We start from the raw sequence: 16,855 nt of genomic DNA on the forward strand, positions 1-16,855 counted from the left end.
CCAAACCCCGTCCGGCGGTGACGCGGTCGGAACTTCGCTTTAAACTGCCACTCCCTTTTTCCATCGCCCCTTTAACTTAAGCCAGAGTGGAATCCATGACTACCACGCCTAAACCTTTGGTCCTGATTATTCTCGACGGCTTCGGTCACAGTGAAAGCCAGGAATCCAACGCCGTGTTCGCGGCCAAAAAGCCGGTCCTCGACCGTTTGTACGCCACCGTACCGAACGGCCTGATCTCGGGCTCGGGCATGGACGTCGGCCTGCCGGACGGGCAGATGGGCAACTCGGAAGTCGGCCACATGAACCTCGGCGCAGGCCGCGTGGTGTATCAGGACTTCACCCGCGTGACCAAAGCGATCCGCGATGGTGAATTCTTCGAAAACCCGACCATCTGCGCCGCCGTGGATAAAGCCGTTGCTGCCGGCAAAGCCGTGCACTTCATGGGCCTGCTGTCCGAAGGCGGCGTACACAGCCACCAGGATCACCTGATCGCCATGGCCGAACTGGCCTTCAAGCGCGGCGCCGAGAAGATCTACCTGCACGCCTTCCTTGATGGCCGCGACACGCCGCCAAAAAGCGCACAGTCGTCGATCGAACTGTTGGATGAAGCCTTCAAGACGCTGGGCAAAGGCCGAATCGCCAGCATCATTGGCCGTTACTTCGCCATGGACCGCGACAACCGCTGGGATCGCGTGTCCCAGGCCTACAACCTGATCGTTGACGGTAACGGCGAATTCAATGCCGCCACCGCCCAGCAAGGCCTGCAGGCGGCATACGAACGTGGCGAGAGCGATGAATTCGTCAAAGCCACCACCATCGGTGAGCCGGTCAAGGTCGAAGACGGCGACGCCGTGGTGTTCATGAACTTCCGCGCCGACCGCGCCCGCGAGCTGACCCGGGTATTCGTCGAAGACGATTTCAAGGACTTCGAACGCGCTCGCCAGCCGAAACTGGCCGGGTTTGTCATGCTGACCCAATACGCAGGCAGCATTCCGGCACCGTCGGCCTTTGCTCCGGGCAGCCTGGAAAACGTACTGGGCGACTATTTGGCGAAAAACGGCAAAACCCAGCTGCGCATCGCCGAAACCGAAAAATACGCTCACGTGACCTTCTTCTTCTCCGGTGGTCGCGAAGAACCGTTCCCGGGCGAAGAACGCATCCTGATCCCGTCGCCGAAAGTCGCAACCTATGACTTGCAGCCAGAAATGAGCGCGCCGGAAGTCACCGACAGGATTGTCGACGCGATCGAAAACCAGCGCTATGACGTGATCGTGGTCAACTATGCCAACGGCGACATGGTCGGTCACAGTGGCGTGTTCGATGCCGCAGTGAAAGCCGTCGAGTGCCTGGACCTGTGCGTCGGCCGCATCGTCGATGCCCTGGAAAAAGTCGGCGGCGAAGCACTGATCACCGCCGACCACGGCAACGTCGAGCAAATGTCCGACGAAACTACCGGCCAGGCGCACACCGCTCACACCACTGAACCGGTACCGTTCATCTACGTCGGCAAACGCGACCTCAAGGTTCGCGAAGGCGGCGTACTGGCAGACGTTGCACCGACCATGCTCAAGCTGCTGGGCCTTGCGAAGCCTGCGGAGATGACGGGTACGTCGATTCTCGTGTAATCAAGTCGTTCAAACGCTGCTACACCCTGTGGGAGCGAGCTTGCTCGCGATAGCAATCTGACAGCCAACATCGATGTTGAATGTTTAGACGCCATCGCGAGCAAGCTCGCTCCCACAGTGGTTTGTCGTGTTTTCAGGAAACAAAACCTGCCTTCAAATCCTCGCCCTCTGCTCCAGTTATCACACAGCCCGAATTGGACGTTTTTTTTACAGTCTTGGCCGGGCATACTAGGCTGTCTTTTTTCCCCTGGTGTCGCCCGCCTCTATGCTTCGCGCCCTGATTGCCCTTGCCCTGACCTGCCTGCTCCATCCGGCGTTTGCCGATGAACGCGCGCAAACCCAACAACAGTTGGACGCTACGCGTCAGGATATTGCCGAGCTGAAAAAGCTGCTGGGCAAATTGCAGGAAGAAAAGTCCGGCGTACAAAAGGACCTCAAAGGCACCGAGACCGAGATGGGCAAGCTCGAGAAGCAGGTCGATGCCCTGCAAAAAGAGCTGAAGAAAAGCGAATCCGAGATACAGCGACTCGATGGCGAGAAAAAAAAACTCCAGAGCGCGCGCATTGAACAGCAACGACTGATCGCCATTCAGGCCCGCGCGGCCTATCAGAACGGCCGTCAGGAGTACCTGAAGCTGCTGCTCAACCAGCAGAACCCGGAAAAATTCGCCCGCACCCTCACCTATTACGACTACCTGAGCCAGGCACGCCTGGAGCAGTTGAAGAATTTCAACGAAACCTTGCGCCAACTGGCCAACGTCGAACAGGACATCGCCCTGCAACAAGCCCAGTTACTGGTGCAGAAAAGCAGCCTAGACAGTCAGCGCGATGAACTCGACAAAGTCCGCAAGGAGCGTCAGCAAGTCCTGGCCAAGCTCAACGACGACGTGAAAGCCCGCGACCAGAAGCTGCAAGCCCGCGAGCAGGATCAGGCCGATCTGTCTAAAGTACTCAAAACCATCGAGGAAACCCTGGCCCGCCAGGCCCGTGAGGCAGAAGAAGCGCGACAAAAAGCGCTGATCGCCCAGCAGGAAGCCGAAAAAAAGCGTTTACGTGAGGCTCAGGCCCGGGCTGAAGCCCCTACTGATGCCCCACGCAAGCCCGCCAAATCGACATCCGGCGCACTGGTTTCAAGTGCAGGCGAGTCCTTCGGCGGACCCTTTGCTTCAGCTCGCGGAAAACTTCCGTGGCCTGTCGATGGTCGATTGCTTGCGCGCTTTGGTGAAACCCGCGGTGACGATGCCCGAACCAAGTGGGACGGCGTGATGATCAGCGCCTCTGCAGGCAGCCAGGTGCATGCCGTACACGGCGGTCGCGTGGTGTTCGCCGACTGGTTACGCGGCGCCGGTTTGCTGGTGATCCTCGACCACGGCAATGGTTTTTTGAGTTTGTACGGCCACAACCAGACGCTGCTTAAAGCGGCCGGTGACGTGGTCAAGGCCGGTGAGTCCATCTCCACTGTCGGTAACAGTGGTGGCCAGGACACACCTGCGCTGTATTTCGCTATTCGTCAGCAGGGTCACCCGAGTGATCCAGCACAATGGTGCCGCGCGCAAGGATAGGCGTTGAGTCACCTACATTAGGAGTTCGTTCGACATGCTGCATTTGTCCCGCCTCAATTCGCTGGCCCTGACGATCGCTCTGGTGATCGGTGCGCCGTTGGCGTTTGCCGCTGAACCGGCCCCGTTGGCCCCGGCCGCGACCACCAAGGCGCCATTGCCGCTGGAAGAGCTGCGCACCTTTGCCGAGGTCATGGACCGGATCAAGGCAGCCTATGTCGAACCGGTTGACGACAAGACCCTGCTGGAAAATGCCATCAAGGGCATGCTCAGCAACCTCGACCCGCACTCCGCCTACCTCGGCCCGGAAGACTTTGCCGAGCTGCAGGAAAGCACCAGCGGCGAATTCGGCGGCCTGGGTATCGAAGTCGGTGCCGAAGACGGCTTCATCAAAGTCGTTTCGCCAATCGATGACACGCCAGCCTCCAAGGCCGGCATCCAGGCGGGCGACTTCATCGTCAAGATCAACGGCCAGCCAACCCGCGGCCAGAGCATGACCGAAGCCGTGGATAAGATGCGCGGCAAGATCGGCGAGAAGATTACCCTGACCCTGGTGCGCGACGGCGGTGCGCCGTTCGACGTGACGCTGGCCCGCGCGACCATCCAGGTCAAGAGCGTGAAGAGCCAGTTGCTGGATTCGGGCTACGCCTACATCCGCATCACCCAGTTCCAGGTCAAGACCGGCGAAGAGGTCTCCAAGGCCCTGGCCAAGTTGCGCAAGGACAACGGCAAGAAGCTCAGCGGCATCGTGCTTGATCTGCGCAACAACCCGGGCGGCGTGCTGCAAGCGGCGGTCGAAGTGGTCGACCACTTCATCACCAAAGGCCTGATCGTTTACACCAAGGGCCGCATCGCCAACTCCGAACTGCGCTTCTCTGCCACCGGCAAGGACGAAAGCGAAGCGGTGCCAATGGTTGTGCTGATCAACGGCGGTAGCGCCTCGGCGTCGGAAATTGTCGCCGGCGCCTTGCAAGATCAAAAACGCGCAGTAGTCATGGGCACCACCAGTTTCGGCAAAGGTTCGGTGCAAACCGTGCTGCCACTGAACAACGACCGTGCGCTGAAGATCACCACCGCGTTGTACTTCACGCCGAACGGGCGCTCGATCCAGGCCCAGGGCATCGTTCCGGACATCGAAGTGCGCAAGGCCAAGATCACCAACGAGCAGGACGGTGAATACTTCAAGGAAGCCGATCTGCAAGGTCACCTGGGCAATGGCAACGGCGGCGCCGACAAGCCCACCAAGTCCAGCGGCAAAGCCAAACCGATGCCACAGGACGACGATTACCAGCTGGCCCAGGCCCTGAGCCTGCTCAAAGGCCTGAGCATCACACGCGGCCACTGAGATGCGCTTGCGGGTCATCCTCAGTCTGCTGTGCTGTCTGGCAGGCGCTGCTCACGCGGCGTCTGCCGAGACGGCGGCGCCCCACAAGGCCTACCTGAGCCTGATCATCGATGACCTCGGGCAAAACCTGCCCCGCGATCGCCGCGTGCTGGCGCTGCCCGGGCCGGTGACCACGGCAATCATGCCCGACACTCCCCACGCTGCCGAATTTGCCCGCGAGGCCCACCGCGCCGGCAAGATCGTCATACTGCACATGCCCATGGACCCGGCCACCGGCCCGTTCGCCTGGCATCCCGAACTCCCCATCGAAGAGCTGGAAAAACGCCTGAACGCGGCGTTCAAAGCCGTGCCCTTTACCAGCGGCATCAACAACCACATGGGCAGCCGCATGACCGCCCAGCAACCAGCCATGACCTGGCTGATGGCCGAACTGCAACGTCGGCACAAGTTCTTTGTCGACAGCCGCACCAGCGCCCAGACAGTCGCCGCCGCCGAGGCGCAGAAGATTGGTCTGGCCAGCGTCTCACGAGACGTGTTTCTCGATGACGAGCGCACCGAGGCCGCAATCTTCACTCAGCTACAGACCGCCATCAGCCTGGCCCGCAAACAAGGCTCGGCGGTAATGATCGGCCACCCTTATCCGCAAACCCTGGCGGTGCTGGAGCGCGAGCTGCCCAAGCTCAAGGCCCAGGGCATTGAGTGGATCGATATCAAGTCGATGATCGGCCTGCGCGGCAATCGCGCGACAGCGGCCCATGGCACCGATGGGAACTACCGCACCCGCTGAAACGCACCACCGAGCCTCGGACTTCGGCCTTCTGCGATGCAATAACTATCTATGTCTTCAGGTACTCAGGCACGTGCCAGGATAGAGCTCGCTCCGAATTTCATCCCCAAGGAATGGCCATGAAATACATCAATCACCTAGCCCTTTACTGCCTGCTGATCACCAGCACCTGCCTGCAAGCGCGGGACCTGGGAGAAGGCGCCGCCAACGAATCAGCCTCGAAAGCACTGCAAAACATCGACAACCGCTACGCACTCTGGAGCGGCATCGGACGCCTGACCCATCGTTCGGGCGCCTCCTGCAACGCCGCCCTGCTCGATACCCGAAACAGCCAAGGCAAAGCGATAGGCCCCGCGTACCTGATTACCAGCGGCCATTGCGTTGTCTACGAATACGGCACTGCCCGCACCAACGTGCCCATCGAAGCGAACATCACCTTCAACTATTTTCATGACGTGCCCGAACAGCAGCTTACGTTCCCGGTACGCACCGCACTCTGGAGCAGCATGGTCGGCACCGATCTGGCGGTCATCGAGGTTGATGCATCACTGGCAACCATGATCAAACGCGGTATCAAACCACTCAAACTTGCTGCCCACCAAAGTAACGATAGCCGTGACGTACTTAACATTGGAGCTCCGACAGGGCTCCCCGAAAAAGGCCTCCGCATGAGTGCCTGCTCGGAACACCCGGCCGGCAGTTTTACTGGGCACGAAGGAGTGTTTCCTGATGCGCTGCGAAATCGCTGCGACGCAATCGGTGAAGGTAGTTCCGGAAGCCCGATGCTGGATCGCAGCAACAGCGAGATCACCAGCATCGTCGGCAAGTACGCGCTCCCTGCGGATCAAACCAGCCAGCCCCAATGCAGAGACAGCGGCACCTGTGAGGCAGCGACCTACAACTACAGTTACGCCGCCAACTTTCTGCACTACTGTTTTATCAATGGCAGGTTTGACGGCAACTCAACAAACTGCCTGTTGCAACCTGTGGACATTGCAATCGAAGAGCCCTGGAACATACGAAGCCACGTCTACAAGGAACGGCGCACTGGCCAGGAAAGTATTTTGCCAACCTGGAACTACAGGTTCTCTATCAGCTCACCCTTCTATCGATACAAAACTACACGCCATGCAAAAGACTGCCGTATACCCAATCATTACAGTGCAGCCTTTGACTCCGCCATGCCCTATATCAATCGGACCATAGGGCCTCAAACCGGTGTCCATGTGCTGTGTATCATTGGCGTCGATAGCGCAGAACAACCCATCACCACTGCATTGTTACGCAATGCATTCACGTGGGCGGTCTACCTTGCTGAACACACATCAGCCGCTCGAAACGCACTGAACGCGATCAGAGATACCGCGCCATGATGTCGTCCACCACGCCTTCCTTGCGCAACTGATCCAGCGCAGCCTGAAGCTTGGCGACGATTTCGTCCGACACGTCTTTGTTCAGTGCCAGATAAAGTTGAGCACTGTTGAAACGCAGTACAGTCTTGAGGCCGGTCACACCATCCTGCCGAGCCAGGTAACGGCCGGCAGGATCTCCCGTCGCCCAAAGATCGATCTGGCCATTGACCAGCTTCTTCGCATTGTCCTGATCACGCAGCACCACGATCGGCTTCAGACCCTGCTTGGCCAACGTTTCGGCAATCGCATCACCTTTGTAGGCGCCGATCTTGTACTTGCGCGCCTGCGCCAGCGACTCGAGGGTAATTTTGCTGTCAGCCTTGGCCAGCATGATCCAGTCGTCCGGACCAATCGGGCCGACCCATTTGAAGAGTTTCTCGCGGTCCGGCAATCGCGCCATGACGAACACGCCATACCCGGGTTTCTCCAGGGCGAGCTTGTAGATTCGCTCCCAAGGAAAACGCAGGGTCAGGCTGTAGGTGATTTCGGCGCGCTTGAACATCTCGCGGACGATGTCCACGGCGATGCCATTGATGTTGTCTTCCTGAGCGAAGTTCTTGCCGTTCTTCGCCATGTTGTACGGCGGGAAGTTTTCCGTCAGCAACACCAGGTCGGTGCCGGTTTTTTCTGCAGCACGTGCAGCGCCAGCCAAGAGTAACGAGGCGCTGGCGAGTACCAGGAGAAGACGTTTGAGCATGACGGTTTACCGGAATCCATGGCGTGCCCAAGCTTGCCCTGAGCCCGCCATGCTGTCCACTGGCCTTTATCGGACGCAGATACCGCGTTGTGCCATATAAGCCTTGGCTTCCGGCACGGTGTATTCGCCGAAGTGGAAAATACTCGCCGCCAACACTGCGCTGGCATGACCTTCGAGGATGCCGTCAGCCAGGTGCTGCAAATTGCCGACGCCGCCCGAGGCGATCACCGGAATCCCCAGTGCATCGCTGATGGCGCGAGTGACGCCCAGGTCGAAACCGTTTTTCATGCCGTCCTGGTCCATGCTGGTCAGCAGGATTTCGCCGGCCCCCAGACCTTCCATCTTCTTCGCCCACTCCACCGCATCCAGCCCGGTAGGTTTGCGACCGCCGTGGGTGAAGATCTCCCAGCGCGGGGTTTCGCCCGGCAGTGAAACCTTCTTGGCGTCGATGGCGACAACGATGCATTGCGAGCCGAAATGCTGCGCTGCTTCGCCGACGAATTCAGGGTTGAACACCGCCGCGGTGTTGATCGAGACCTTGTCGGCACCGGCATTGAGCAGGTTGCGGATGTCTTGCACGGTGCGCACGCCACCGCCAACGGTCAGCGGGATGAACACCTGGCTGGCCATGCGCTCGACGGTATGCAACGTGGTATCGCGGCCATCGACGCTGGCGGTGATATCGAGAAAGGTAATCTCGTCGGCACCCTGTTCGTCGTAGCGACGGGCGATTTCCACCGGATCACCGGCGTCTCGGATGTTCTCGAACTTCACACCTTTGACGACCCGGCCGTTATCCACGTCCAGGCAAGGAATGATGCGTTTGGCCAGCGCCATGGTAAGTCCTCAGCCTTTGTACGAATCGCAGAAAGCTTGCGCTTCAGCGACGTCGAGGGTGCCTTCGTAAATCGCCCGGCCGGTGATGGCGCCGATGATGCCTGGCGCCTTGGCGTCGAGCAGCGACTTGATGTCACCCAGGTTGTGAATACCGCCGGACGCAATCACCGGAATCCGCGTGGCGGCGGCCAGTGCTGCGGTGTACGACACATTGCAGCCCTGCATCATGCCGTCTTTGGCGATGTCGGTATAAACGATCGCAGACACGCCGTCGGCTTCAAACTGCTTCGCCAGGTCGATGACCTGCACAGTGCTGATTTCAGCCCAGCCGTCGGTGGCAACAAAGCCGTCTTTGGCATCCAGACCAACGATAACTTTGCCCGGGAAGGCGCGGCAGGCTTCGGCGACGAAGGCCGGATCCTTGACCGCTTTGGTGCCGATAATCACGTAGCTCACGCCCGCTTTCACGTAGTGTTCAATGGTTTCCAGCGAGCGGATACCACCACCGATCTGAATCGGCAGGTTCGGGTAGCGCTTGGCGATCGCGGTGACCACTTCGCCGTTGACTGGCTGGCCTTCAAAGGCACCGTTCAGGTCGACCAGATGCAGACGACGGCAACCGCCCTCCACCCACTTGGCAGCCATGCTCACCGGGTCATCGGAGAACACTGTGGAATCTTCCATGCGGCCCTGGCGCAGACGTACGCAGGCACCGTCTTTAAGATCGATAGCGGGAATAATCAGCATCTGGCAAACCTTTAAATTCGATTTTTCAGCGTTGCTCGGAAATCAGTTTTTCTCGAGCGCCCACAAGTCGCTTTCGATGCTTTCGAACCTCTCTTTGAGGTGCGCCTGCACATCGAAAATCGCCCTGTTGTAATAGTGCGGAGCAATTTCGCGGGTAAACAGCTCAAGAATTTCAGCCGCCTCGAACGAACCAAGGTCAAGTTCGAAGCGGTCTTCCATGAAACGCTTGATCTTGCCGTTGGCCTCGTTCTCTTGCTCGGGTGTGAGCGTGAGAATCGGCGGCTTTTTCTTGACGGCCATTACCAGCGACCGTCCCACGCAGCGAAGTTCTGCAGCAATTGCAGGCCATGGGTATGGCTCTTCTCCGGGTGGAACTGCACAGCGAAACGCGAACCTTCGGCCAGCGCTGCAGCGAAGTCGACGCCGTAGTGACCGCTACCCACGACCTGCCGCGGATTGCCGGCGGCGATGTAGTAGCTGTGCACGAAGTAGAAACGCGCGAGGTCCGGAATGTTGTGCCACAGCGGGTGATCCACCGTCTGCTTCACTTCGTTCCAGCCCATGTGCGGGACTTTCAGGTGTTCGCCGTCTTCATGCAGACCTTTGCCGAAGAACTTCACCTGGCCGGGAAACAGGCCGATGCAGTCGACGCCGTCGTTTTCTTCACTGCGCTCGAGCAAGGCTTGCATGCCCACGCAGATGCCGAGGAACGGACGGTCCTGGCTGACTTCACGCACCAGCGAGTCGAAGCCCAGGCGACGGATCTCCGCCATGCAATCGCGAATCGCGCCCACACCGGGGAAAACCACCCGGTCGGCTTCGCGAATCACGTTGGCATCGCTGGTGATCAGCACCTTGCCGGCACCGACGTGCTCGAGGGCCTTGGCCACCGAGTGCAGGTTGCCCATGCCGTAATCGATAACCGCGACCGTCTGCATTACAGAACGCCCTTGGTCGAAGGCATTTGCCCGGCCATGCGCTCATCGAGCTCGACGGCCATGCGCAATGCGCGACCGAAGGCCTTGAACACGGTTTCGATCTGGTGGTGGGTGTTGTGCCCACGCAGATTGTCGATGTGCAAGCTGACGTTGGCGTGGTTGACGAAGCCCTGGAAAAATTCCTGGAACAGGTCGACATCGAAGCCGCCGACAGTGGCGCGGGTATACGGCACGTGCATCTGCAGGCCAGGGCGGCCAGAGAAGTCGATGACCACGCGCGACAGCGCTTCATCGAGCGGCACATAGGCGTGGCCGTAACGACGGATGCCTTTTTTGTCGCCGATGGCTTTGGTGAAAGCCTGACCCAGCGTGATACCGACGTCTTCCACCGTGTGGTGGTCGTCGATATGCAGGTCACCCTTGCACTCGATATCCAGGTCGATCAGCCCGTGACGGGCGATCTGGTCCAGCATGTGCTCAAGGAAGGGAACACCGATATCAAATCGGGCCTTTCCGGTGCCATCCAGGTTGATCGAGGCTTTGATCTGGGTTTCCAGAGTGTCGCGCTCGACTGACGCCTTACGTTCGGCCATCACCAGCTCCGCAAAATCATTGGGCGAAAAAGGCAACCATTATAGGGGCGCGGACGCCAAACAGAAACACGCGAGGTGATATCCCTGACGGGCTGAACCCAATGCCACCGGGGCTATACATGTCAGTACAAGCCAGAATTCATTGCGAAGCATGGCTGTTGACATCATGTGGGAGCGAGCTTGCTCGCGATAGCGGACTGACATTCAACATCAATGTTGAATGTGAAGTCGTCATCGCGAGCAAGCTCGCTCCCACATGGGTATTGCGTTTGTTAGTGGAACAGGACGGCTGTCTTCTGCAACGTCACCCAAACGCCCCACGCCAGTGGAATGCCCACCGCCAGCCATGCAGCAATGGCCAACGGCACGCTGCCCGAGGAAGCTTTCCACTCCAGCACGGTCGTGCTGTTCGCGCCTTTGTCGTGGCCCAGCGCCTGCTCGGCGGCCAGCTCGGCATCGGTCATGAAGTACTTGTCCGCCACCGGGCGCACCAGCAGGTTGCAGAGGAAACCCAGCACCAGCAGGCCGGCAAGGATGTACAGGGTGATGTCATACGCAGCCGCGCGCTCGACGCCGATGCTCAACTGATACTCACGCAGGTAGTTCACCAACACCGGGCCGAGCACGCCGGCAGCGGCCCAGGCGGTCAGCAGGCGACCGTGGATCGCACCGACCATCTGCGTACCGAACAGGTCCGCCAGGTACGCCGGAACCGTCGCAAAACCACCGCCGTACATCGACAGAATGATGCAGAACGCCGCCACGAACAGCGCGATATTGCCCAGGTGGCCGAGGTTCGGGATCAACGCGTACAGGGCAACCCCCAGAGCGAAGAACACGAAGTAGGTGTTTTTGCGGCCCAGATAATCGGAGAACGACGCCCAGAAAAACCGTCCACCGATGTTGAACAGACTCAGCAAGCCAGTGAAACCGGCAGCGATTGCGGCGATCGACGCCAACTGCGAGGCGTCCAGCTGACCAAAGGTCAGGTCGTTACCGAGCAATTTACCGGCGAACACTTCCTGCAACAGCGGCGACGCCATGCCGAGGATGCCGATACCCGCCGACACGTTCAGGCACAGCACCAGCCACACCAGACGGAACTGCGGAGTTTTCCATGCGACGTTAACGTGCACATGGCGGTGAGTGATCATCGCGTTCGCGGTTTTTTTCGCCGGTGCGGTCCAGCCCTCAGGCTTCCAGCCGGTCGGCGGAACGCGGTACGACAGCGCGCCGCCGATCATGAACACAAAGTAGATCGCAGCCATCACCAGGAAGCTCTGCCAAACGCCGACGCCAGCCGGCGAAGCGAAATGGCCCATCAGCGCTGCTGCCAGCGGAGCACCGACCATCGCACCGCCACCGAAGCCCATGATCGCCATGCCGGTCGCCATGCCGCGCTTGTCCGGGAACCACTTGATCAAGGTTGAAACCGGCGAGATGTAACCCAGCCCCAGGCCAATCCCCCCGATGACGCCGGAGCCGATCCACATCAGCCAGATCTGGTGGGTATACACCCCCAGCGCGGAAATCAGCAGACCGCCGCACCAGCACAATGCCGAGACGACACCGGCCTTGCGTGGCCCGGCATGTTCCAGCCAGCCACCCCAGATCGCTGCCGAGCAGCCGAGGAAGATGAAAAACAGGGTGTAGATCCAGCCGAGCATCGAGATCGGCCAGTCACACTGGGACGAGAAAATCTGTGCAATGAAGCTCATGTCAGGTGCGCAGGCCACCGGCGCAGTCACGCCGAGGGCTTTGGACAGCGGCAGCCAAAACACCGAAAAACCGTAGGCCATGCCGATGCACAGATGGATGGCCAACGCGGCCGGTGGAACCAGCCAACGGTTGAAACCGGGCTTGGCGATGATCCGCTCCTTGGACAGGAACGCTGACTGGGCGGGAATAATGCCCGCCTCGGTACTCGTGCTCATTTGTGTTTCCCCCAATTATTAGTATGGTTCGCCAGACACTCTTAACTCTCGGCCTTGTTGCACGCCGGCATGACCGTTTTATCGAGTAGAGCTCCGTTCGGGCGCGACGACAGGTCGCGGAAGGACCGACGAACGGGCAAAGATTACCATTTGCCCGTGACAGAAAAACCAAACTGATATCACCTTTTGTGTGACATCTGTTCCGATCACGCACTAAAAAACCGTTTCACCCGTTGACGGGTAATACCCGGACAACCCTTTCACAGGAAACCCTATGCCCATCGTCGTCGAATCGCTGAACGAACCCAGCTATCAGGATCAGCAGGATCTGCAGAAGATCTACCACGACGCCCCGCATTGGCTGCTTGCTCCGTTCAACAATCAGGCGCAACTGATTGAACACAGCCTGCGCGACGGCTCGCTGATCGCTGGACGCTTCAATGACCGACTGCTTGGCGCGGCACGCCTGCACCGGCAGCAGGACATCTGGCAGCTATCCCATTTGTGCGTGCGAAAAATCACCCGTCGCCGCGGCGTGGCTGAGCGTCTGGTCAGCGAAGCACAAAAAATGGCCGAGCTCGCGGGGGCCAAATTGCACTTGCAGGCCCCGGCCGGGCACCTCGAAGCCCAGGCACTTGCTGCCAAGCTCAAATTGCCTCTGGACCTGCTATAGGCGATCACTGACCAGTCGTCGGTTTCGGGGCGCTATACTCCCTGGCTAAATTACGACATTGACTCATTACAAGGACTCGCCCATGAAAGCGTTCGGCAAAATCCTGGGATTGGTGCTTCTCGGGTTGTTGCTGATCATTGTGGCGCTGGGCTTTGCCCTGACCCACTTCTTCGATCCCAACGACTACAAAGACGAGATCCGCCAAATTGCCCGCGACAAGGCCCACATCGAGCTGACGCTCAATGGCGATATCGGCTGGAGCCTGTTCCCCTGGCTCGGCCTTGAATTGCACGACGCCGGCGTCGCGACCCTGGCCAACCCGACCCAGCCGTTTGCCGACCTGCAAATGCTTGGCCTGTCCGTGCGGGTGCTGCCGTTGCTGCGCCGTGAAGTGCAGATGAGCGATGTCCGCGTCGAGGGCCTGAACCTGCGCCTCAACCGTGACAAGAATGGTCACGGTAACTGGGAAGACATCGGCAAAGTCCCGCCTGTCGCCGCCAAGGCGGACGCGCCAGCTACCGGCAGCACCAGCGAGCCGGTCGCCGAAATACCCGCGGCCCCGGAAAAACCGACCCAACCAATTCGTCTCGACATCGACAGCCTGACCGTGAACAACGCCCGGGTTGAATACAACGATGAGCAAACCGGCAAGCAGTTCAGCGCCGAAAGCATCCAGCTGAGCACCGGTCCGGTGCACGACGCGACCAACATTCAGGTCAAGCTGACGGCATTCCTGGCCAGCAACCAGCCGGACGTGCGTGTGCGCACCGAACTCAACGGCGAGCTGCGTTTCGAACGCGCCCTCCAGCGCTACCAGTTCGAAGACATGAAACTGGCAGGCGAAATCTCCGGCGAACCGCTGCAAGGCAAGATCGTGACCTTTGCCGCTCAAGGCCAACTGTTGCTGGATAAAGCAGCGAATGTCGCCGAATGGACCGGCATCAAGATCTCTGCCAACCAGTTGCGTGCGCTCGGTGAACTGAAAGTCAACGACCTGAACAAAACCCCGCAAATCAGCGGCGGTGTGTCGATTGCCCAATTTGACCTGGCGAAGTTTGTCGACAGCATCGGCCAGAAACTCCCGGCCATGGCCGAGGGCAGCCTGAGCAAAGTCGAACTGGTCAGTCGTCTGGCCGGCACCCCGAGCAGCGTGGTGCTGGACGATCTCAACCTGAAAGTCGACGACAGCAGCTTCAGCGGGCGTATCGCCGTCGAGGATTTCGCCAAGCAATCGTTGCGCGTGCAGCTCAAGGGCGACACCTTCAACGCTGATCGCTACCTGCCGCCAAAATCCGCCGAAGCCAACAGCGCTGCCGTGGCTCGTCAGTCGGAAGTCAGCAGCACCGAGACCAACGCACTGGCCGGCGCCGGCAGCACACCACTGCCGAACGCCCCCACCAAAGGCGCCTGGAGCAGCGACAAACTGATTCCGGCGGAACGCCTGAGCAAACTGGATCTGGACGCCGACCTGACCTTCGGCCAGCTGACCCTAGACAAGCTGTCGATCCAGAATGCCGTGCTGAAAGCCAATGGCCAGGGCGGCCTGCTGACCCTGGAAAACCTGCGTGGCGATCTCTACAACGGCAACTTCGCCGCCAAGGGCACGCTGGATGTACGCCAACCCGTGCCATCGCTGAGCCTGCAAACGCAGATCAGCAAAGTCCCGATGGAGAACATTCTCGAAAGCCAAGGGAAAAAACCGCCAGTCAAAGGCCTGGTCACGCTCAACAGCAACCTGACCGCCAGCGGCAACAGCCAGAAAGCACTGATCGACAGCCTCAACGGCACGGCCAGTTTTGTGCTCAATAACGGCGTGCTGCTCAACGCCAACCTCGAGCAACAGCTGTGCAAAGGCATCGCCACCCTGAACCACAAAACCCTCAGCGGCGAACCGCACGGCAAGGACACCCCCTTCCAGGAACTCAAGGGCAACCTGACGTTGCGCAATGGCGTGGCCAGCAATCCAGACCTGAAAGTCCGTATCCCAGGCATGACCGTCAACGGCAACGGTGACGTCGACCTGCGTGTGCTGGGCATGGATTACCGCATCGGCATCATCGTCGAAGGTGACAAGAGCGACATGCCGGACCCGGCCTGCCAGGTCAACGAACGCTATGCCAGTATCGAGTGGCCATTGCGCTGCCGTGGCCCGCTGGAACTCGGCGCCAAGGCCTGCCGCCTGGACAATGAGCGTCTCGGTCAGATGGCAAGCAAACTGGCAGGCGACAAGCTCGGCGAAAAAATCGATGAGAAACTCGGCGACAAAGTCAGTCCGGAACTGAAAAACGCCCTCAAGGGGTTGTTCAAGCGATGAAAGCCGAGCAGTTCTCAACCGCAGTGCTGGACTGGTACGACCGCCACGGCCGCCACGACCTGCCTTGGCAACAGGGCATCACCCCGTATCGGGTGTGGGTCTCCGAAATCATGCTGCAGCAAACTCAGGTCAGCACCGTACTGAACTACTTCGACCGGTTCATGGCGTCGTTGCCAACAGTCGAAGCCCTGGCCGCTGCGCCAGAAGATGAAGTGCTGCACCTGTGGACCGGACTGGGTTACTACACCCGCGCCCGCAACCTGCAAAAAACCGCGAAGATCGTCGTTGCCGAGTACGGCGGCGAGTTTCCCCGGGATGTGGAAAAACTCACGGACTTGCCGGGCATCGGCCTGTCCACCGCTGGCGCCATCGCCAGCCTGAGCATGGGCCTGCGCGCGCCGATCCTCGACGGCAACGTCAAACGGGTGCTGGCACGCTTTACCGCGCAAGAGGGCTACCCCGGCGAACCGAAGGTTGCCAAGCAGCTGTGGGCCAACGCTGAGCGCTTCACGCCTTACGATCGGGTCAACGCCTACACCCAGGCGATGATGGACCTGGGCGCGACGCTCTGCACTCGCAGCAAGCCAAGTTGCCTGCTGTGTCCGCTGGAAAAAGGCTGCGAAGCGCACATGCTCGGCCTGGAGACCCGCTACCCGATTCCCAAACCGCGTAAAACCGTGCCACAGAAGCGCACGCTGATGCCGATGCTCGCCAACCGCGACGGCGCCATTCTGCTTTACCGCCGCCCTTCCACGGGCTTGTGGGGCGGCTTGTGGAGCCTGCCGGAACTCGACGACCTAGGCGATCTGGAGCATCTGGCATCGCAACACTCGCTGGAACTGGGCAGGCACGTTGAACTGCCAAGCCTGGTCCACACCTTCAGCCATTTCCAACTGGCTATCGAACCCTGGCTGGTCCAGGTCCAGGAGGCCGGCCATCACGTGGCCGAGGCCGACTGGCTCTGGTATAACCTCGCCACCCCGCCGCGCCTGGGCCTTGCCGCCCCGGTGAAAAAACTGCTGAAGCGCGCGGCCGATGTATTGAACGCAGGAGAGTCGTCATGACCCGCACCATCATGTGCCGCAAGTACAAAGAACAATTGCCAGGCCTGGAGCGCGCCCCGTTCCCGGGCGCCAAAGGTCAGGACATTTTTGACCACGTCTCGGCCAAGGCCTGGGCCGACTGGCAAAAACACCAGACCCTGCTGATCAACGAAAAACGTCTGAACATGATGAACGCCGAAGATCGCAAATATCTTCAGGGCGAGATGGACAAGTACTTCTCCGGCGAGGAATACGCCAAGGCCGAAGGCTACGTTCCACCTGCCGAGTAATCCCGTAAAAACGGGGGTTGGATCGTAAGCGACGGTAATAATTAAATATTTTTTGAAAACTT

General features: G+C 59.6%; 16 protein-coding genes. 9 read left to right on the forward strand and 7 right to left on the reverse strand.

Annotated features, from left to right (window positions below):
• Nucleotides 1-95: 95 nt before the first annotated feature.
• The 5 genes from gpmI to AC1DIG_RS14455 all read left to right on the forward strand — a co-directional run bounded on the left by gpmI (nucleotide 96) and on the right by AC1DIG_RS14455 (nucleotide 6,688).
• Nucleotides 96-1,625, forward strand: coding sequence for a 2,3-bisphosphoglycerate-independent phosphoglycerate mutase (gene gpmI / locus AC1DIG_RS14435; RefSeq protein WP_477767835.1), 1,530 nt, complete (start codon nucleotides 96-98; stop codon nucleotides 1,623-1,625).
• A 265-nt stretch (nucleotides 1,626-1,890) separates the two neighbouring features.
• Nucleotides 1,891-3,186: a murein hydrolase activator EnvC family protein gene (locus AC1DIG_RS14440; protein ID WP_477767836.1), complete on the forward strand. Its 1,296-nt coding sequence runs from the start codon at nucleotides 1,891-1,893 to the stop codon at nucleotides 3,184-3,186.
• A gap of 34 nt (nucleotides 3,187-3,220) precedes the next feature.
• Nucleotides 3,221-4,528 (forward strand): S41 family peptidase, encoded by a 1,308-nt coding sequence (locus tag AC1DIG_RS14445; protein WP_477767837.1) that lies wholly within the window; start codon nucleotides 3,221-3,223, stop codon nucleotides 4,526-4,528.
• A 1-nt stretch (nucleotide 4,529) separates the two neighbouring features.
• Nucleotides 4,530-5,315 (forward strand): divergent polysaccharide deacetylase family protein, encoded by a 786-nt coding sequence (locus AC1DIG_RS14450; protein ID WP_477767838.1) that lies wholly within the window; start codon nucleotides 4,530-4,532, stop codon nucleotides 5,313-5,315.
• Between the two features lie 119 nt (nucleotides 5,316-5,434).
• Entirely contained in the window at nucleotides 5,435-6,688 is a 1,254-nt protein-coding gene (locus AC1DIG_RS14455) for a trypsin-like serine peptidase (RefSeq protein ID WP_477767839.1), read from the forward strand.
• Here AC1DIG_RS14455 and AC1DIG_RS14460 read toward each other — a convergent pair.
• The 7 genes from AC1DIG_RS14460 to AC1DIG_RS14490 form a co-directional block, all read right to left on the reverse strand.
• Nucleotides 6,669-7,424, reverse strand: a complete 756-nt coding sequence (locus tag AC1DIG_RS14460; protein WP_477767840.1) for a substrate-binding periplasmic protein — start codon at nucleotides 7,422-7,424, stop codon at nucleotides 6,669-6,671. The two genes, AC1DIG_RS14455 and AC1DIG_RS14460, sit on opposite strands and share 20 nt — an antisense overlap.
• A 66-nt stretch (nucleotides 7,425-7,490) precedes the next feature.
• Nucleotides 7,491-8,261 carry an imidazole glycerol phosphate synthase subunit HisF gene (gene hisF, locus AC1DIG_RS14465; RefSeq protein WP_054595158.1) on the reverse strand — a complete coding sequence of 257 codons (771 nt, stop codon included), beginning with the start codon at nucleotides 8,259-8,261 and terminating at the stop codon, nucleotides 7,491-7,493.
• A gap of 9 nt (nucleotides 8,262-8,270) precedes the next feature.
• The gene (hisA, locus tag AC1DIG_RS14470; RefSeq protein ID WP_054595157.1) at nucleotides 8,271-9,008 is read right to left on the reverse strand and encodes a 1-(5-phosphoribosyl)-5-[(5-phosphoribosylamino)methylideneamino]imidazole-4-carboxamide isomerase; all 738 of its coding nucleotides are present in this window, start codon (nucleotides 9,006-9,008) and stop codon (nucleotides 8,271-8,273) included.
• A gap of 42 nt (nucleotides 9,009-9,050) precedes the next feature.
• Nucleotides 9,051-9,308, reverse strand: coding sequence for a DUF2164 domain-containing protein (locus tag AC1DIG_RS14475; RefSeq protein ID WP_477767841.1), 258 nt, complete (start codon nucleotides 9,306-9,308; stop codon nucleotides 9,051-9,053).
• Nucleotides 9,308-9,946 (reverse strand): imidazole glycerol phosphate synthase subunit HisH, encoded by a 639-nt coding sequence (gene hisH, locus AC1DIG_RS14480; RefSeq protein WP_103319672.1) that lies wholly within the window; start codon nucleotides 9,944-9,946, stop codon nucleotides 9,308-9,310. The genes AC1DIG_RS14475 and hisH overlap by 1 nt, the downstream gene beginning before the upstream one ends.
• Nucleotides 9,946-10,539 carry an imidazoleglycerol-phosphate dehydratase HisB gene (hisB, locus tag AC1DIG_RS14485; RefSeq protein WP_071552374.1) on the reverse strand — a complete coding sequence of 198 codons (594 nt, stop codon included), beginning with the start codon at nucleotides 10,537-10,539 and terminating at the stop codon, nucleotides 9,946-9,948. The genes hisH and hisB overlap by 1 nt, the downstream gene beginning before the upstream one ends.
• Before the next feature lie 272 nt (nucleotides 10,540-10,811).
• Nucleotides 10,812-12,473, reverse strand: a complete 1,662-nt coding sequence (locus tag AC1DIG_RS14490) for an OFA family MFS transporter (protein WP_477767842.1) — start codon at nucleotides 12,471-12,473, stop codon at nucleotides 10,812-10,814.
• 274 nt (nucleotides 12,474-12,747) lie between these two features.
• On the opposite strand from AC1DIG_RS14490, the gene panM reads away from it, so the two are divergent.
• From panM to AC1DIG_RS14510, 4 genes are all read left to right on the forward strand, one after another.
• On the forward strand, nucleotides 12,748-13,146 hold the full coding sequence (panM, locus tag AC1DIG_RS14495; RefSeq protein WP_477767843.1) for an aspartate 1-decarboxylase autocleavage activator PanM: 399 nt from the start codon (nucleotides 12,748-12,750) through the stop codon (nucleotides 13,144-13,146).
• 82 nt (nucleotides 13,147-13,228) lie between these two features.
• Nucleotides 13,229-15,460: an AsmA family protein gene (locus AC1DIG_RS14500; protein ID WP_477767844.1), complete on the forward strand. Its 2,232-nt coding sequence runs from the start codon at nucleotides 13,229-13,231 to the stop codon at nucleotides 15,458-15,460.
• Nucleotides 15,457-16,524, forward strand: a complete 1,068-nt coding sequence (gene mutY / locus AC1DIG_RS14505; protein ID WP_477767845.1) for an A/G-specific adenine glycosylase — start codon at nucleotides 15,457-15,459, stop codon at nucleotides 16,522-16,524. Before AC1DIG_RS14500 ends, mutY begins: the two co-directional genes overlap by 4 nt.
• Complete coding sequence (locus tag AC1DIG_RS14510; RefSeq protein WP_019691289.1) at nucleotides 16,521-16,793, forward strand: oxidative damage protection protein; 273 nt, start codon at nucleotides 16,521-16,523, stop codon at nucleotides 16,791-16,793. Before mutY ends, AC1DIG_RS14510 begins: the two co-directional genes overlap by 4 nt.
• Nucleotides 16,794-16,855: the final 62 nt, after the last annotated feature.

Source organism: Pseudomonas sp. 05N431 (assembly GCF_056397005.1).

Excerpts from the sequence above, each read along its gene's own strand:
- gpmI (WP_477767835.1), top strand. The coding sequence starts at position 96 with ATGACTACCACGCCTAAACCTTTGGTCCTGATTATTCTCGACGGCTTC.
- AC1DIG_RS14440 (WP_477767836.1), top strand. The coding sequence starts at position 1,891 with ATGCTTCGCGCCCTGATTGCCCTTGCCCTGACCTGCCTGCTCCATCCG.
- AC1DIG_RS14445 (WP_477767837.1), top strand. The coding sequence starts at position 3,221 with ATGCTGCATTTGTCCCGCCTCAATTCGCTGGCCCTGACGATCGCTCTG.
- AC1DIG_RS14450 (WP_477767838.1), top strand. The coding sequence starts at position 4,530 with ATGCGCTTGCGGGTCATCCTCAGTCTGCTGTGCTGTCTGGCAGGCGCT.
- AC1DIG_RS14455 (WP_477767839.1), top strand. The coding sequence starts at position 5,435 with ATGAAATACATCAATCACCTAGCCCTTTACTGCCTGCTGATCACCAGC.
- AC1DIG_RS14460 (WP_477767840.1), bottom strand. The coding sequence starts at position 7,424 with ATGCTCAAACGTCTTCTCCTGGTACTCGCCAGCGCCTCGTTACTCTTG.
- hisF (WP_054595158.1), bottom strand. The coding sequence starts at position 8,261 with ATGGCGCTGGCCAAACGCATCATTCCTTGCCTGGACGTGGATAACGGC.
- hisA (WP_054595157.1), bottom strand. The coding sequence starts at position 9,008 with ATGCTGATTATTCCCGCTATCGATCTTAAAGACGGTGCCTGCGTACGT.
- AC1DIG_RS14475 (WP_477767841.1), bottom strand. The coding sequence starts at position 9,308 with ATGGCCGTCAAGAAAAAGCCGCCGATTCTCACGCTCACACCCGAGCAA.
- hisH (WP_103319672.1), bottom strand. The coding sequence starts at position 9,946 with ATGCAGACGGTCGCGGTTATCGATTACGGCATGGGCAACCTGCACTCG.
- hisB (WP_071552374.1), bottom strand. The coding sequence starts at position 10,539 with ATGGCCGAACGTAAGGCGTCAGTCGAGCGCGACACTCTGGAAACCCAG.
- AC1DIG_RS14490 (WP_477767842.1), bottom strand. The coding sequence starts at position 12,473 with ATGAGCACGAGTACCGAGGCGGGCATTATTCCCGCCCAGTCAGCGTTC.
- panM (WP_477767843.1), top strand. The coding sequence starts at position 12,748 with ATGCCCATCGTCGTCGAATCGCTGAACGAACCCAGCTATCAGGATCAG.
- AC1DIG_RS14500 (WP_477767844.1), top strand. The coding sequence starts at position 13,229 with ATGAAAGCGTTCGGCAAAATCCTGGGATTGGTGCTTCTCGGGTTGTTG.
- mutY (WP_477767845.1), top strand. The coding sequence starts at position 15,457 with ATGAAAGCCGAGCAGTTCTCAACCGCAGTGCTGGACTGGTACGACCGC.
- AC1DIG_RS14510 (WP_019691289.1), top strand. The coding sequence starts at position 16,521 with ATGACCCGCACCATCATGTGCCGCAAGTACAAAGAACAATTGCCAGGC.